At 72.1% G+C, this 15,051-nt stretch carries 18 protein-coding genes and 1 pseudogene; 5 read left to right on the top strand and 14 right to left on the bottom strand.

Going from position 1 to position 15,051, the window contains the following annotated elements:
- Positions 1–22: 22 nt before the first annotated feature.
- The 3 genes from FHU36_RS29340 to FHU36_RS29350 are packed head-to-tail and all read right to left on the bottom strand — an operon-like array spanning position 23 to position 2,419.
- The gene (locus tag FHU36_RS29340) at positions 23–628 is read right to left on the bottom strand and encodes a DJ-1/PfpI family protein (RefSeq protein ID WP_185087000.1); all 606 of its coding nucleotides are present in this window, start codon (positions 626–628) and stop codon (positions 23–25) included.
- 2 nt (positions 629–630) lie between these two features.
- On the bottom strand, positions 631–1,608 hold the full coding sequence (locus FHU36_RS29345; RefSeq protein WP_185087001.1) for a GlxA family transcriptional regulator: 978 nt from the start codon (positions 1,606–1,608) through the stop codon (positions 631–633).
- Between the two features lie 46 nt (positions 1,609–1,654).
- A complete protein-coding gene (locus FHU36_RS29350) occupies positions 1,655–2,419 on the bottom strand; it encodes a methyltransferase domain-containing protein (protein ID WP_185087002.1) in 765 nt (254 codons plus the stop codon).
- Between the two features lie 203 nt (positions 2,420–2,622).
- Between FHU36_RS29350 and FHU36_RS29355 the strand changes: the two genes are divergently transcribed.
- Positions 2,623–3,807, top strand: a complete 1,185-nt coding sequence (locus tag FHU36_RS29355) for a glycoside hydrolase family 64 protein (protein ID WP_185087003.1) — start codon at positions 2,623–2,625, stop codon at positions 3,805–3,807.
- Here FHU36_RS29355 and FHU36_RS29360 read toward each other — a convergent pair.
- Positions 3,788–4,342, bottom strand: coding sequence for a MarR family winged helix-turn-helix transcriptional regulator (locus FHU36_RS29360; protein WP_185087004.1), 555 nt, complete (start codon positions 4,340–4,342; stop codon positions 3,788–3,790). The two genes, FHU36_RS29355 and FHU36_RS29360, sit on opposite strands and share 20 nt — an antisense overlap.
- Positions 4,343–4,381: 39 nt before the next feature.
- On the opposite strand from FHU36_RS29360, the gene FHU36_RS29365 reads away from it, so the two are divergent.
- Positions 4,382–5,314, top strand: coding sequence for a DMT family transporter (locus FHU36_RS29365; protein ID WP_185087005.1), 933 nt, complete (start codon positions 4,382–4,384; stop codon positions 5,312–5,314).
- A gap of 93 nt (positions 5,315–5,407) precedes the next feature.
- Here FHU36_RS29365 and FHU36_RS29370 read toward each other — a convergent pair.
- Positions 5,408–6,600: pseudogene (locus tag FHU36_RS29370) on the bottom strand (RNA-guided endonuclease InsQ/TnpB family protein); the annotation flags it as partial.
- A 149-nt stretch (positions 6,601–6,749) separates the two neighbouring features.
- Between FHU36_RS29370 and FHU36_RS29375 the strand changes: the two are divergent.
- On the top strand, positions 6,750–7,262 hold the full coding sequence (locus FHU36_RS29375; RefSeq protein ID WP_185087007.1) for a class I SAM-dependent methyltransferase: 513 nt from the start codon (positions 6,750–6,752) through the stop codon (positions 7,260–7,262).
- Here FHU36_RS29375 and FHU36_RS29380 read toward each other — a convergent pair.
- Both FHU36_RS29380 and FHU36_RS29385 read right to left on the bottom strand, forming a co-directional pair.
- Complete coding sequence (locus FHU36_RS29380) at positions 7,257–7,772, bottom strand: GNAT family N-acetyltransferase (protein WP_185087008.1); 516 nt, start codon at positions 7,770–7,772, stop codon at positions 7,257–7,259. The genes FHU36_RS29375 and FHU36_RS29380 overlap by 6 nt on opposite strands.
- Positions 7,769–8,632 (bottom strand): SCO6745 family protein, encoded by an 864-nt coding sequence (locus FHU36_RS29385; protein WP_185087009.1) that lies wholly within the window; start codon positions 8,630–8,632, stop codon positions 7,769–7,771. Before FHU36_RS29385 ends, FHU36_RS29380 begins: the two co-directional genes overlap by 4 nt.
- Before the next feature lie 34 nt (positions 8,633–8,666).
- Here FHU36_RS29385 and FHU36_RS29390 point away from each other — a divergent pair, with 34 nt between their 5' ends.
- Complete coding sequence (locus FHU36_RS29390; RefSeq protein ID WP_312891906.1) at positions 8,667–9,281, top strand: CGNR zinc finger domain-containing protein; 615 nt, start codon at positions 8,667–8,669, stop codon at positions 9,279–9,281.
- Between the two features lie 45 nt (positions 9,282–9,326).
- On the opposite strand, the gene FHU36_RS29395 is transcribed toward FHU36_RS29390, so the two are convergent.
- From FHU36_RS29395 to FHU36_RS29405, 3 genes are read right to left on the bottom strand one after another with little or no spacing between them, the layout of a single operon-like run.
- On the bottom strand, positions 9,327–9,677 hold the full coding sequence (locus FHU36_RS29395; protein WP_185087011.1) for a cupin domain-containing protein: 351 nt from the start codon (positions 9,675–9,677) through the stop codon (positions 9,327–9,329).
- Between the two features lie 59 nt (positions 9,678–9,736).
- Positions 9,737–10,162, bottom strand: a complete 426-nt coding sequence (locus FHU36_RS29400; RefSeq protein ID WP_185087012.1) for a hypothetical protein — start codon at positions 10,160–10,162, stop codon at positions 9,737–9,739.
- A gap of 60 nt (positions 10,163–10,222) precedes the next feature.
- Positions 10,223–10,912, bottom strand: a complete 690-nt coding sequence (locus FHU36_RS29405; RefSeq protein WP_185087013.1) for a helix-turn-helix transcriptional regulator — start codon at positions 10,910–10,912, stop codon at positions 10,223–10,225.
- A gap of 370 nt (positions 10,913–11,282) precedes the next feature.
- Between FHU36_RS29405 and FHU36_RS29410 the strand changes: the two genes are divergently transcribed.
- Positions 11,283–12,047 (top strand): hypothetical protein, encoded by a 765-nt coding sequence (locus FHU36_RS29410; protein ID WP_185087014.1) that lies wholly within the window; start codon positions 11,283–11,285, stop codon positions 12,045–12,047.
- 13 nt (positions 12,048–12,060) lie between these two features.
- Here FHU36_RS29410 and FHU36_RS29415 read toward each other — a convergent pair whose 3' ends face one another.
- The 4 genes from FHU36_RS29415 to FHU36_RS29430 all read right to left on the bottom strand — a co-directional run bounded on the left by FHU36_RS29415 (position 12,061) and on the right by FHU36_RS29430 (position 14,904).
- Entirely contained in the window at positions 12,061–13,347 is a 1,287-nt protein-coding gene (locus tag FHU36_RS29415) for an FAD-dependent monooxygenase (protein WP_221496619.1), read from the bottom strand.
- A gap of 157 nt (positions 13,348–13,504) precedes the next feature.
- The gene (locus FHU36_RS29420) at positions 13,505–13,888 is read right to left on the bottom strand and encodes an Imm10 family immunity protein (protein ID WP_185087015.1); all 384 of its coding nucleotides are present in this window, start codon (positions 13,886–13,888) and stop codon (positions 13,505–13,507) included.
- A 47-nt stretch (positions 13,889–13,935) separates the two neighbouring features.
- Positions 13,936–14,304 (bottom strand): hypothetical protein, encoded by a 369-nt coding sequence (locus FHU36_RS29425; RefSeq protein WP_185087016.1) that lies wholly within the window; start codon positions 14,302–14,304, stop codon positions 13,936–13,938.
- Positions 14,305–14,622: 318 nt separating this feature from the next.
- Entirely contained in the window at positions 14,623–14,904 is a 282-nt protein-coding gene (locus tag FHU36_RS29430; protein WP_185087017.1) for a hypothetical protein, read from the bottom strand.
- Between the last annotated feature and the right edge of the window lie 147 nt (positions 14,905–15,051).

The raw sequence follows: 15,051 nt of genomic DNA on the forward strand, positions 1-15,051 counted from the left end.
GGCGGCGTTCGGTGACAGGCCGCTAGACGAGGAGGCCGATGGCGCGCTCGGCCAGCCCCCGGTCCATCGGGAACGGCGGCTCGGGGTCGTACTCGATGACGAGCTGCACGGCCCGGGCGGTCTCCTCGTCGCTCGCCGCGGCGAGCAGGGCGAGTGCCATGTCGATGCCGGCCGACACGCCCGCGGCCGTCACGATCCGGCCCTGCGTCACCACCCGCTCGCTGACCGGCTCGGCTCCGTAGCGGGACAGGTGGTCGAGGACCGCCCAGTGCGTCGTGGCCTTCAGCCCGCCGAGCAGGCCCGCCGCCCCCAGCAGCAGCGACCCGCTGCACACCGAGGTGGTCCACCGGGCGTGCTCGTGGGCCGTCCTGATCCAGTCGACCAGCGCCCGGTCCTCCAGCGCGGCGAACGTGCCGACCCCGCCCGGCACCACGACCACGTCCGGCCGGGGCAGGTCGGCGTAGCCGGCGGTGGCCGTCAGCGTGAGCGTGCCCCGGTCGTCGGTGACCGGCCCGGCCTCGCCGGCGACGAAGGTCACGGTGACGCCCGGCGCGAAGGCGAGCACCGTGTACGGCCCGACGGCGTCGAGGGCGGTGAAGCCCGGATAGAGGGGAATCGCGACGTGCATGGTCAGCTCTCCTTGGTTCGGAACCGGCGCCGGTAGTCGCCGGGTGAGATTCGCCAGGTGCGACGGAAGACGCGGTACAGGGTCTCCGGCCTGCCGAGACCCGACTCCCTGGCCACGCGGTCGAGCGGGTGGTCGGTGATCTCCAGCAGCCGCCGGGCGGTGTCGGCGCGGGCGCGCTCGACGTACCGGCCGGGCGAGACGCCGGTCTGCTCGGTGAAGACGCGCGAGAAGTGCCGCTCGCTCATCCCGGCCCGCGAGGCCAGGGCGGGCACCCTGAGGTCGCCGGCGGGGTTGGCGTCGATGAACGCCTGCAGTTCCCGCAGCGGCTCGCTGCGCGGCGCGGCGGCGCCCATCGGGGTGCTGAACTGGCTCTGCCCGCCGGGCCGGTGCAGGTACACGACGAGACGGCAGGCCACCTGCCTGGCCACCTCGTGGCCGTGGTCCTCGGCCACGAGGGCCAGCGCCAGGTCCACCCCGGCGCTGACGCCGGCGGAGGTCCAGGTGTGGCCGTCCCTGACGTAGATGGGGTCGGCGTCCACCTCGACGGCCGGGTAGCGGTCGCGGAGCACGCCGGACGCCAGCCAGTGGGTGGTGGCCCGCCGCCCGTCCAGCAGTCCGGCCTCGGCCAGGATGAGCGCGCCGCTGCAGACGGAGGTGACGCGGCGCGCCGTGCCCGCCAGCCGGCGGATGCCCTCGACCAGCTCGCGGTCGCGCATCCACTCGCCGGTGGAGAACCCGCCCACGACCATCAGCGTGTCGACGTCACCGCCGACCTGCCCAAGCGACGTCCGCACCGCGATGGTGACGCCGTTCTGCGCGGTCACCTCACCGGCGCGCACGGCGGCGAGCTCGATCCGATAGCCGTCACCGCCGCCCGTGAGGGTGGAGGCGAGCGCGAACACGTCGGCGGGCCCGGCCATGTCGAACAGCTGGAACCCCTCGAAGACCACGATCACGATCCGCCTGTCCACACCCACCATGCTGGTCAGGGCGTGGGCATGGCGTCAATGACACGGTCATTGCAGATCACGCCACCTCGGCCGTGACCAGGAACAGCACGAACGTGGCCAGGAACGGCCGCGCGGCCACCGCCTCCAGCCACGCCTCGGCCCCGGCGTCGAGGTGACCCGCCCGGACGGCCCTGCCCACGTTCCGCCGCAGCCCCAGGAGCCGGTCGGCGGTGCCGAAGTCGCGGAACACCGGCGTGTGCGCCTCCACGGACCGCACGACGAGCCCGGCTCCGGCGCACAGCCGGGCCAGGCTCCGGCCGACGGTCGCGTTGCGGACGATCTCCGTGGCGACGAAGCGGGTCAACCGCCGGCTCAGCTCCGGCTCGTCGGAGTCGATCAGCAGGCCGTCCCAGTCGGGCTCGGCCAGCACGACGCGCCCTCCCGGCCGGACCACCCGCCGCACCTCGGCGAGCGCCCGCACGGGGTCGTCCACGTGCTGCAGGACGCGTTCGGCACGGGCCCGGTCGGCGCTGTCGTCGGCCAGCGGCAGCGCGTGGGCGTCACCGGGACGCACCCGCACCCCGGCCTCCCCCGCGAGCCTGGCACGGGCGGCGGCGACCATGACGGGGTCCCGGTCGACGCCGACGACCGTGCCACCCGGCGCGACGGCCGCCGCCAGCGTCCCGAGATCGGTCCCCGGCCCGCAGCCGACGTCGACGACGGTGTGCCCCGCTCTGAGGTCCAGCAGGTGGAGCGCCCGCTGTTTGACGGCCTGCCCGGCGGCGCTCGCGGCGACCTCGTCCAGGTAGTCAATGGGGTCGGGAACGGTGATGTCGATCATGGTTCCAGCGAAGCACACCGGTGTGCAGCCTCCGAGGAGAAGCCGTCGAGATCAGGTGCAGCCGGGGCTCGTCGTTCCACGGCCGCCTTCGCATGGACACGCGCGGAAAGAGAGCGCTCTTCAAGGAAGTCTACTTGACAAGGTCGGTCAGATCTGTTGAATGAGAGAGCGCTCTCTCGCCCGTTCCACCCCCCGGGAGTGACATGACCACCATCCTGAAGAGGTGCGCGCTCACCGTGGCGCTCGCGCTCCTGTCCGCCCTCCTCCTGGTCCCGCGCGAGGCCGCCGCGGCGGTGCCGCAGACCATCCCGCTCACCGTCAAGAACACCTCCGGCCGCGGCGAAGCGCTGTGGATCTACGTGCTCGGCGAGAGCCTCACCACCCACCGGCTCGGCTACGCGGACGCGAACGGCCAGTTCCGGGAGTGGAGCGGCGGCAGCATCCCGCCGAGCCCGGCTCCCGACGTGTCCATCGCGGGGCCGGCCGACGGACAGACGAAGACCATCCAGATCCCCAGGCTCTCCGGCCGGGTCTACTTCTCGTTCGGCCAGAAGATCAGGTTCTTCCTGACCCCGACGGGCCTGGTCCAGCCCGCCCCCTGGAACCCGTCCGACCCGAACCGCGACATCCTGTTCGACTGGAGCGAGTTCACGCTCGACGACGGCGGCCTGTGGCTCAACAGCTCGCAGGTGGACATGTTCAGCGTGCCCCACGCCGTCGGCGTCAAGAACGCCGCCGGCGCCGTGCGGAACACCGGCCACCTGGTGCCCGACGGGCGCAACCGGCTCCTCGACGCCATCAGGAACCAGCCCGGCGGCTGGGCCGGTCTCATCCACACCCGTGCGGACGGGCTGCGCGTCAGGGCGCTCGCGCCGGGCAAGGGCATCGACGCCGGGCTGCTCAGCCCCACCATCATGGACGACTACATCACCAGGGCGTGGGACGCCTACCGCACCAGGACGCTGACGGTGATCCCGTTCAAGGACCGGCCGGACGTCCGCTTCCACGGCCGCACTCAGGGCAACGCCATGGTGTTCACCAACGGCGCCGGGCAGCAGGTGGCCACGTTCGACAAGCCGAGCACCGCCCACGTCCTCGGCTGCGACGGCAACCTGCACGCTCCCAACGACGAGGTCGTCGGCCCGATCGCGCGCACCCTGTGCGCCGCGCTGAACCGCACCACGCTGGACCGCGTCACCACCCAGCCGAGCACCGACGCGAGCCGGTTCTACCAGGACGCGGTGACCAACCACTACGCGCGCAAGATCCACGACCACATGGTGGACGGCAAGGCGTACGCGTTCGCCTTCGACGACGTCGGTGGCTTCGAGTCGCTCGTCCACGACGGCGACCCCGTCCACGCCTACATCACCCTGACCCCGTTCTGACCGAGGACACCCCGGGCACCTCCTGGGGCGTCTCCTGGGGCGTCTCGAAGCAGGCCAGCCAGGTGGCGAGCAGCGACTCCAACTGGCCGGCCTGCTCCGGCGTCAGGCAGCCGAGCAGGTCGCGCTCGTTGCGCATGTGCTCGGTGAACGCCTGGTCGATCAACTCCCTGCCGGCCGCGGTGAGGGCGACGACCCGCCCCCGGCCGTCGCGCGCGCTGCGGCGGCGGGTGACGAGCCCGGCCTGTTCGAGCCGGTCGACGCGCTTGGTCATGGCCCCCGTGGTGACCATGGTGAACGCCGCCAGCTCCCCGGGCGCCCGCTCGTACGGCTCCCCGGCGCGCCGCAGGGCGGCGAGCACGTCGAAGTCCCCCTCCCCCAGCCCGTAGCGCCGGTAGACGACGCACAGCCGCTCGGTCAGGTGGCCGGCCAGCCGGTGCAGCCGCCCGATCACGCCCTGCGGGCTCACGTCCACGTCGGGCCGCTCGCGGGCCCATGCCTGCTGGATGCGCGCGACGTGGTCGAGGTGTTCGCTCACCCCACCAATATAACTTCCAGAGAAGCTATATTGTCTTCCATGGAAGCTAATTTCCGGTGGGCGGCCGTCACCGCGCTCGCGCCCGTGGCCTGGGGCTCCACCTACCTCGTCACCCACCGGTTCCTGCCGCCCGACCACCCGCTGTACGGCGCCGCGATCCGGGCACTGCCCGCGGGCCTGCTGCTGCTCCTCGTGGTCAGGAGGCTGCCGCGGGGTGTGTGGTGGTGGCGGTCGCTGGTGCTCGGCAGCCTCAACATGGGCGCGTTCTTCGCCCTGGTCTACCTGGCGGCGCAGACGCTCCCGACGAGCATCGCCTCGACGATCATGGCGACCTCGCCGGTCATGATGATGCTCTTCGCCTGGGCGGCGCTGGCCGATCGGCCGCGGGTGGCGCACCTGGCCGGCGCGGGCCTCGGGATCGGGGGCGTCTGCCTCCTGCTCCTCGACGGCACGGCCGCCGTCGAGGTCTCCGGGGTGCTGGCCTCGGTCCTGGCCATGGTCATGTCGTCCTTCGGCTACGTGCTGGCCAAGCGGTGGGGGGCGGGGATCGACGTCTTCTCGCTGACCTCGTGGCAGCTCGTCGCCGGAGGGGCCGTGCTGGTCCCGGTCGCCGTCGTCGTGGAGGGGCCGCCACCGCCCCTGGACGGGCCCGCTCTCCTCGGCTTCGGCTACGTCACGGTCGTCGCGACGGCCCTCGCCTTCGCCGCCTGGTTCCAGGGGCTGCGCCACCTGAGCGCCGGGACGGTGGGGCTCATCGGGCTGCTCAACCCGCTGACCGGCGTCCTGCTCGGCACCGCGCTGGCCGGCGAGACGCTCACGCCGCAGCAGCTCGGCGGCCTCGTCCTGGTCGTCCTCGGCATCCTGCTCGGCCAGCCCGCGGCGGCCCGCGTCCTCCCCCGGCGCCTCCGGCCACACCCCGCGCCGGACCTCACGACCCGGCGACCTGCCCCGGACCTCGTACGAAGGCCGTGACCGCCGACCGGAACCGATCCGAGGTCCTCGGTCACCGCCGCTGTAGCTTGGGATCTTGACCTCCTCCCCTCCCTGAAGGGAAGGGAGTCCAACCGTCGCCGGTTGGCCTTCCTGCTTCACCGCCGGTCGCCTCGCAGAGAGGACCCTCGTTGAGGTCTCACACCAGCTCCACAGGCGTTTCAGCTCTCCGCCAGCCCGGCGGCGAGCACATTGCGTGCCGCGTTGACGTCCCGGTCGTGCACCTGGCCGCAGTCGCAGGTCCACGCGCGGACGTTCAGCGGCATCTCGACTCGCAGCGTCCCGCAGGCCGAGCACAGCTTGGAGGAGGGGAACCAGCGGTCCACCACCACCAGCGTGCGCCCGTACCAGGCCGCCTTGTACTCCAGCATCGAGCGGAACTCCCGCCAGGACGCATCCGAGACGGCGCGGGCCAGCGACCGATTCTTGACCATGTTGCGGACGGTCAGGTCCTCCACGGCGATCACTTGGTTCTCGCGAACAAGCCGGGTGGTGACCTTGTGCAGATGGTCCCGGCGCCGGTCGGCGATCCGGGCATACACCTTCGCCACGCGCAGCCGGGCCCCGGCCCGGTTGTTCGATCCCTTCTGTTTGCGGGCGAGCGCCCGCTGAGCGCGGGCCAGCCTGCGCCGGTCGGCCCGCTCATGCCGATGGTTGACGATCTTCTCGCCGGTCGAGAGCGTCGCCAGCGCCGTAATGCCCGCGTCCACACCCACCGACCGCTCGACGGGCGGCAGCGGGCTGATCTTCTCCTCCACCAGGATGGACACAAACCAGCGCCCGGCCGCGTCCCTCGACACGGTGACCGTGGACGGCTCCGCACCTTCCGGCAGGGGCCGCGACCACACGATCGCCAGCGGCGCGTCCATCTTCGCCAGGGTGAGCTGCCCGTCCCGGAAGCGGAACGCCGAGCGGGTGTACTCCGCGCTCGCGCGCGAGTTCTTCCTGCTCTTGAACGTGGGGTATCTGGCGCGACGGGCGAAGAAGTTCGCGAACGCCGCCTGAAGGTGGCGCAGCGCCTGTTGCAACGGCACCGACGACACCTCGCCCAGGAACGCCAGCTCGGGTGTCTTCTTCCATTGGGTGAGCGCTGCGGAGGACTCCACGTAGGAGACCCGTTTGCCGTCCAGCGCATAGGCGCGGGTGCGTTCTTCCAGCGCCTTGTTGTAGACGAGGCGGACGCAGCCGAACGTCCGGGCAAGCTGATCCGCCTGCTCGGAGGTCGGATGGCAGCGGTACTTGTAGGCACGCTTGACGATCTGCGCCACGCCTCACAATCTATCGCGAGATCGGTTGAGCGCTGGCCTGTTGTCATAGACGGCGGTCCGCCCGGCGGCGAATCGCCTGTTCCTGCCCTGCTCCGCAAGGGTCCGATTTCTCCCCCGCCTGAAGGCGGGGGTCTCCTCGGAGGTATCTGATGACCGCCGCATCGACGCCCGACCGCCTGGTCCGAGCCGTGGAGGCGATGGCCGTCGGGCCCGCCGACCGCGTCCTGGAGATCGGCTGCGGCCGCGGCGCCGCCGTCGCCCTCGTCTGCGCGCGCCTGGCCGGCGGCACGATCACGGCCATCGACCGCTCGCAGACGGCGATAGCCGCCGCGAAGGAGCGCAACGCGGCGGCGACGGCCGCCGGTACGGCGGTCCTGCACGCCACTTCCCTGGAGGACGCCGCGTTCGAGGACGGCGCCTTCGACAAGGTCTTCGCCGTCAACGTCAACCTCTTCTGGGTCCGGTCGCCGGCTCGCGAGCTGCGGCTCATCAGCCGCTGGCTCGCCCCGGGCGGCGGCCTCCACCTGTTCTGGCAGGCACCCGGCGACGCCAAGGCCGCCGAGATCGCCGCCAAGGTGCCCCCGGCCCTCGCGGAAGGTGGCTTCCACGTCGAGAGCGTGACCGCCTCTCCCCTGGTCCGCGTCACAGCCCGCCGATCATGAGGAGCGGGCGAACACCACGACGTCCGCGGCCGGGCCGGTCAACCGCCGCCAGCCGAGCCGTTCGTAGAGCCTGATCGCGTCGTACGCCTTCGGCGCCGTCAGCAGCCAGCAGTCGGCCGCGTCCGCGCAGAGCAGGCCGAGGATGCGGGCCGCCAGGCCGCGCCCGCGGGCATGCGGGCCGACCGCGAGCTCGTCGACCTCCAGCGCCCCGACCAGGCGCGTCTCCACCTCGTCACCGAGCAGGCGGCGCACCCGGTCGTAGGCGCGACCGGCAGGGAAGGGGCGCGGTGTCGGCCATGCCGTGCCGAATCCGGCGGGTTCGCCGTCCTGGCCGGCGAGCACCGCCGTGAAGCCCGGGCGGCGGGCGTCCACGGTCAGGCGCCTGGCGAAGTCGGCCGCGCCGTGCCCGTCCTCGTACCAGGGCGGGCCGTCGAACGACACGCGGTAGAGGTCGATCAGCTCGGCGGCGCGGGCGAGCGTCTCCTCGCCGGTGAGCCGTTCCAGCTTCACGCGGACACCTGGATCCTGCCGATGCCCAGCGTGCTCTCGGCGGGCAGCATCCCCGACTCGAACACCGCCCCCAGCAGGGGCCGGTTGAGGTGGGCCAGCCGTTCGGCGCCGGCCTCGCCGAGCGCACGCCACGGCCCGGCCGCCAGGTCGTCGGTGAGGCGCTCGACCTGGTCGCGCAGCGCCCGCCCCGCCGAGGTGGCGAGGCCGTCGGCGTCGACGAGGCCCCGGGAGGCCAGTCGGTCACGTGCGGCGGCCCACTCCTCGGCGCTCCAGCCGCGTCCCGCGAAGTTGCCGACCGGCGCGGCGCCCACGGAGGCGAAGGAGACCAGCGCCTCGCAGGCGTCCAGCCCGGCGGCCTGCAACGCCGTCAGATGGCCGTCACCGCGGTGCTCGCGCAGCACCGTGTACGCCTGCCACAGGGCCAGGTGCGGCTCCTGCGGCCAGGGCAGTTCGAGGTTGGCCGCCGCGAGCGGGCGGTGGGCGACCTGGGCGCTCTCCGCCGCCCTGACCGCGAGCCCGGCCGCCTCCTTCAGGTCGAGGTGGTCGCCGAGCAGGGCGCGAAGTGTCCGGTCCATCGCCCGCAGGCGCGCATCGAGCACCTGTACGGGGCCGGCGGCGGCCCAGATCGCCGGCACGTACTCGGCGATCATCGTGGGACTGAAGCTGTAGCAGGTGGCGGTCACCAGCTTCGGCCCCGCCGCGCCGAGCGGCGCCATACGCCAGGCGAAGTAGCTCGGCCAGCGCGACCCGGCGTCATGGCCGAGCTTCGCCGACTCCTCGAAGGCGGCCGGGCTGAAGTAGAGCGTCGCGTGCACCGGCTCGATCTGGTGCCACATCTGCCGTGCGAGCTGTCCGGACATCGCCACTCCATCACTGTCTAGATAAGCTATGACGGTGACTATAGATCCCTGGCGCATCACTGGTCAATCCGAGATAGACAGTTATGTCGGCAGCAGGGTCGAGCTGGCCGTCCTGCTGGCGAACCGCCTCACCGCCACGTCGGCGCATGGCCGTCCCGTCACGCCGCCGAGCTCCGGTGACGAACGGCTCGCCGCGATCTCCGCCGGGAGGGCAGAGTCCGGCCGCCCGCCCGGGCCGCTCACCAGCGCGCTGACCGCCGCGGACGCCGATCGGCTGGCCGAGGTCGCCGCCGAGCTGCGCCCGATGTTCGGCGCGGGCCCGCGCATCGTCGAGGCGGCCGCGGGGCTCAACCGGCTGCTGGTACGGCACGGCGCCGTACCGAATCTGCACGGCGACCCGGACCGGCCCCTCGTCCTCGCCTTCCACCGGCCCGACGCCGGCCTCGTCGACGCGTGGGCCGCGGACATGGGCACCGCCCTGGCCATGGTCATCGGCGTCGGCCAGGCGGCCCGGCTCGGCGCCTGCCAGGCCGGCAACTGTTGCCTGGTCTTCTTCGACACCACGCGCAACGCCTCGCGCCGCTTCTGCGACCTGTCGTGCCAGAACCGCGCCAAGGCCAGCGCCTACCGGGCCCGGCGGCGGGCGTGACCACGTGTCACGCGGGCAGACCACCGCACACCGGCGCTCGCCGGGTCAGACCGCCTCCGGGGGGCCGGGACGGACCGCCACGGTGAGCAGGACGGCGCAGTCGTCGATCGCGGTCAGGCTGTGCCGTTCGGCCGGGATCACGACGTACTCGCCCGCCGACCCCTCCCAGGCGTCCTCGCGGGTCGCGAGGCGTACGCGGCCGCGCAGCACCTGCAAGGTCGCCTCCCCCGGGCTCTCGTGCTCGTCCAGGCCCCGGCCGGCGGCCAGCGCGAGGAGTGTCTGGCGCAGGGAGTGATCGTGCCCGCCGTGGACGGTGCGGGCACTGCGCCCGCTGGCGGCCTCCCGCGCGGCGGCCAGGTGCTCGTCCGCCAGGGTGTCCAGGGAGATGGTCTGCATGGTGGGCTGCATGGTGGAGCCTTTCGGTTGGGGCCGGGCCGGTCGGGCCGGCGTCGGGTTCACGTCGCCAGGAGCAGGACACCTGCGGTGAGCAGGACCGCGACCTTGGCGGCCTCGAGGGCGACGTAGGCGTAGTGGCTCGTCGAGCGGGGGGCCTGGCCGCCGGCGAGGATGTGGTCGGAACGCCGGGTCAGGCGCGGCCGGACCACGCCGACCTGCACGACCAGGATCGTGACCGCCACGGCCGCGGCGATCACGCTCCCGGGCGGCAGGCCCCCGGCGATGATCGCGGTGACGAGCACGGCGGCGAGGACGGCCTCGGCGCCGTTGAGCGCGCGAAACACCAGGCGCCCGATCCCGAGCCCGACGCGCAGGTCCACGCCGGGCGCGCGGAACTTCAGCGGCGCCTCCAGGAACGAGATGGCCAGCACCATCCCGAGCCACACGAACGTCACGCCGGCGGCGACGGCCGGAGCCGCGGTCATGCGAGGGTCCTCCCACTCGGGCGGCCGGTCATGCGAGGCTCCTCCCACCCGGACAGCCGGTCATGGCGCGGCGCCCGCGGTCGCGAGATGCGCCAGGCACAGGTCGGGCTCGGCGAACGGGTCGAGCCGATCCACCGTCACCGGGGCGCCGAGCGCCGTCATCGCCCCCTGCATGAGCCCGAGGTGCAGCGGGCAGATCACCTCGGCCTGGGTGTCGACGAGTTCGAGGAAGGGGCAGTGTCGCAGGGCGATCCGCCCCTGGCCGCCCGGCCGTTCCTCGGGCGCGAAACCGAGGTCGTCGAGCAGGCGGACCAGCCTGCCCACGGACTCCTCCCGGATGGGCGCGTCAGGCGACGCGGGCCGGTCGACCAGGAAGCCGCCCCACGCCCGTCCGGCCTCGGTCGCCCTGGCAGCGGGCTCCGGGCCCGCGGCCAGGTTGCCGGCCAGGATCTCGGCCAGCAGCCGATAGCTGCGCGGCCCGCCGGGATCCATGCCCGGCCGGGCCCGGAACACCAGCGGCGGCCGCCCCGGACCGGCCGGCGCGGCGTGCACCCGCTCGACGCGGCCGCTCTCGACCAGGGCATCGAGGTGGAAGCGCACCGTGTTGGGGTGCACCCCGACCCGCTCGGCGATGTCGGTCACGCCGAGCGGCGACCGGGACTCGCGCAGCATCGTCAGGATGAGCCGCCGCCGGCCGGTCACCGGCACCGCGACCCCGGAGCCCCCACCCGCCTCGTCGACGTTCTCCATATTTCGAGTTTACACAAAAGCCACTTGTACAAATAGCTCGACGTCGCGCCCGCGTGCGCAACCTGAGACGGTCGCCCGAACACCTTCCGCCCGTGCGATGTGAGGCCAGGGCGCGGCCCGCCGGCCGCCCCCGACGCAGGCCCGCGTGGCGACCCGGTCACTTCCGCCCCGCCGTGGGCTCGCCGCTCTTCACCGCGTCCACGGAACGCCGGGCCACCGCGAGCGCGTCGCCGTAGCCGACGTACAACCGGACCGACATGTCGGCACTGGCGACCGGTGTGCCGACCGCGCCTCGCAGCGCAGGGACCACCCGGTAGGGTACGGATCTTCGGCCGGCGCGAGCCCCCGGAGTCCTCAAGGGCGAACGACCATGACCTACCGCAACCGGACGTCCGCGCGCCTGCGCCTCGACGCCACGCTGGACCACCTCGCCGTCACCTTCCGCGACATGACCGCCCACCCCGACGAGGCCAACTGCACGTGCCACTGGGGCAGCGAGGAGGAGCTCGCGCTCCTGAAGGTGCCCGGCGTCAAGCTGGAGCCCGACCTCCTGCGTCGCACCTGGACGGCGACCGACTGGGACAACCCCGCGGCCGTGCTGCGCCGCATTCTGCCCCAGTTCGCCGCGGCGCTCGTCGGCGGTCGCGTCGAGCCGCTCTTCGGCATGGAGGAGGCCGGACGTTCGCTCGCTCGCGGCGAGTGGCAGCAGTGGCCCGCCGAGCAGGCCGCGGCAGTGCGGGAATGGCTGCACGCCTGGTGGGCGCACACTCTCACCGACCCCGAACCCGCCGTACCCGCGTACGAGCTCCTCGCCCTGTGCACCGAAGCCTCCACCACGCTCACCCCCTGGCTGCGCGTGTGGGAGGAGTCGACACACCCCGTGGCCGACCGGCATCTGGTCCTGGCGTTCACACACTGGGAGTACCACCTCCTGGGAGACGAACTTCCCTGGACCGTCCGCGGGGACACGGAGGCGACGACGTGCGCCGAGCTGACGGCGTGGCTGCTCGGCCACGCACCCGCCCGCCTGCGCGCCGGTGGCGCGTCCGACGAGCTGCACCACCGGATCCGGCTGCTCGGCCTCACCGGTCCCGATCGCTGCTACGACCCGCACTGGCCCGACCGGGTCTACTGAGCCGGGGGCTCCCTCAGGGCGACGGCGGCGACCCCGCGCCGGTCCCGGCCTGGGGCGGTGGCGCCGCGTGATCGTCGCACCCGGCCGCCCCGGCGTGCGGCGTACGCGTGACCTTCGACGCCATCCAGCGGGTGACTCTGCGCAACGGCTCCAGCCCCTCGGACACCTGGTCGATCCGGTAGTACAGCGCCGGTGAGATCCGCGGGAGCAGTGAGGAGTGCCGCTGGTCGAGCAGCGCGACCATCTGCTCCGGCGGACGGTCGATGTAGCGCGGCAGGTTCTCGAACCACTGGGCGCTGTTGCCGGCGGCGCGCTGGGCCGACCGGATCACCGCCAGGCGTTCCCGCTCGTAGCGGGCGAAGGCGCGCTGGAGCCGCGTGTCCCCGTGCAGCGCGTTGACGAGGAACGCGGCGTCCGCCAGCGCGAGGGCGGTGCCCGCGCCGATGGAGTAGTGGGTGGTGTGCGCGGCGTCGCCGAGCAGGACGAGGTCGTCGTGGTACCACGTCCGGTTGGTCAGGGTGCGGAAGTTCAGCCAGTGTGCGCTGCCGTCGGCGTTCGCCCGGCCGATCAGGGGGTGCCGGTCCAGTATCTCGGCGAAGAGCTTCTCCAGGAGGGCCAGGCAGTCGGTCTCGCTCGCCCGGTCGAACCCCAGCCCCTTCCAGGTCTCGGGGGAGCATTCGACGACGCAGGTGCTGTGGTCGTCGCTGTACTTGTAGCCGTAACACCAGATCCAGCCGTGCTCGGTCGCCACGAACGAGAAGACGAAGGAGTCGAAGACCTTGGTGGTGCCGAGCCAGACGTAGACGTTCCGCCCGACCGCTACCTCGCTGCCGAAGTGGTCGGCGTGGCGCTCGCGCAACACGCTGTTGACGCCGTCACCGGCCACCACCACGTCGGCGCCGGCCAGTTCCTCCGGGCCGGCGATCTCGTGCTCGAACTCGACGCGCACACCGAGGGAGCGGGCCCGCTCGGTGAGGATGTCGAGCAGCCGGTGCCTGCCGATGCCGTAGCCGTTGTCCCCGTGCTCCACCGTCGCCGTCATCCGGTCCTGGACGTGCACCATCCAGGTGTCCCAGCGGGCCGAGTTCTCCCTGATGGCGCGCGCCGACTCGGGGTCGGCGCCCTGGAGGTAGCCGAACAGCTCGTTGGAGTAGGTGACGCCCCAGCCGTAGGTCGACCCGGCCGGATTTCGCTCGTAGACGGTGATCTCATGGGAGGGGTCCACCCTCTTCATCAGGATCGAGAAGTACAGACTGGCGGGACCGCCGCCGACGCACGCGACCTTCACAAGAGCTCCCATTGTGACGAATGGTATTCGATCAGTCACTTACAGTAGCAGGAGACATGCGCCGCAAGGCGACCTCAACCAGGTGAGCCACCGGTCACGAAAGACCCAAATACCAGGACACCTCACACCCCGGGAAAGCCATCGTCGAGCCGACCGAACGACCCGGCGATCACAGACCGGAGAGCCGAGGACGCTCGTCCCGACACCCCGACGAGAGGATCTCCCGCAATCCGCTTCTCACCAGGCCCACACCGCGGTCATCGAGCTGTAGATCCATCCGGAGAACAGGCCGAACATCCAGCTCTCCCGCGGCTTCCTCCGTGAAGTGCACGGTGAGCCGGCCCGAGGCAAGCTCACAAGCGGTCACCCCGCCGTAGGTCGTGGCCTGGGTCTCCCGCACGATGCAGTACGCGTCCATCTCCAGCTCGACGTCCTGCTCACCCTCCCTGGACACGATGAAGATCAAGGAGTTTCCCGAGCCGTCCTCGTACTCGGCCATGCCCAGCATGATCAGCTCGTCGTCCTCATCCCGGTTCGCGGCCCGCACGACCATCGTCGCGAGCGGCCGGGCCCGACGGCTCCCCTCACTCTCCGGCGGAGTCACGGGACCGGCGGGCCGTCCGGGTCGACGAAGCCGAGGCGCCGGTTCATCTCGCCGAACGCGATCCCGTGGGCCGCGTGCAAGGAGGTCGCCGACCTTGCGATCCACACGCCGTCGCGCATCGCGAGGGTGACGCCGTCCGGCGTGAAGGTGGCTACCTCGATGCGCTGCGCGACGTATTCGTCGTCCGTGGAGAACTCTCCCCGCTCGGGGATGTCGGCCGAGCACGACCTGGTGAGGTCGTGGAGCGCGCGCCGGTGGTCCGCCGCGTCGCCGAGCTCGGCCATCGTGGTGAACCTGACGCCCGACTCGCGTGCCAGCCGCAGGTACGGCTCGAACGCCCTGTCGTCGAGCCCGTCCGCATCCACTCCGGCCGCCGTGCCCTCGTCCAGGAGCGACGTTCCCTGCTCGCCGTGGGAGCCGCCGGATCGGTCGCCGGGAGCCTGGGCGAGAGTCAGTGCCTGCCGGCCTGCTCGATCACGCGATCAAGCCCTTCCGCGCCGAGTTCTTCGTGTCTCGTCATGAGCCCGCTCCTCCTCTCGTCAAGCTCGGACGTTCACGGTGCGCGCATATCAGCCGATCTTGGCAGAGCGGCACGTCGGCCGACAATCATCCCCAGAGCCCGCAACCCTCAGCCCACCCGGGCACGCTCGTGATCAGCGCACGCCGGTACGCGCCAGCCACGGTCAAGGTCCGCCGCTGCGCCAGGTGTCGAAAGAAGGCGGCGGCGGTTGCGCGAACTCCCCGAGCCGCTCGGCCCTGGCCACGCAGTCGGGGCAGATGGGTCGCTCAACCGATCGGGCAGTGGCTTCCGGTGTCGGCTCGCGGAAGGCCCCCCACACCGTGACGCCTGGAGGAAGACCGGTCTCGGGATCGATCATGACCTTCATGACACTCGCAGGGGTGAAAGTGAAGGTGCGCTTGCATACGTAGCATCCGCCGATTGTCGTGATCTGCTCGTCCGCCATAAAGCGTCAGCCCTCCTCCATCGCACCGTACAACGTTCGGTCGGATGACGGCGGCTCCCGCGGAGAGCGCCTCACCCACGCCGTCGAACCGACTGCCCCGCGAGGCGTCGAGCAGCGAAGTCGACCTCCACGCGGTCCAGGGAGGAC

This window comes from Nonomuraea muscovyensis, from assembly GCF_014207745.1.
GTDB classification, from domain to species: Bacteria; Actinomycetota; Actinomycetes; order Streptosporangiales; family Streptosporangiaceae; genus Nonomuraea; species Nonomuraea muscovyensis.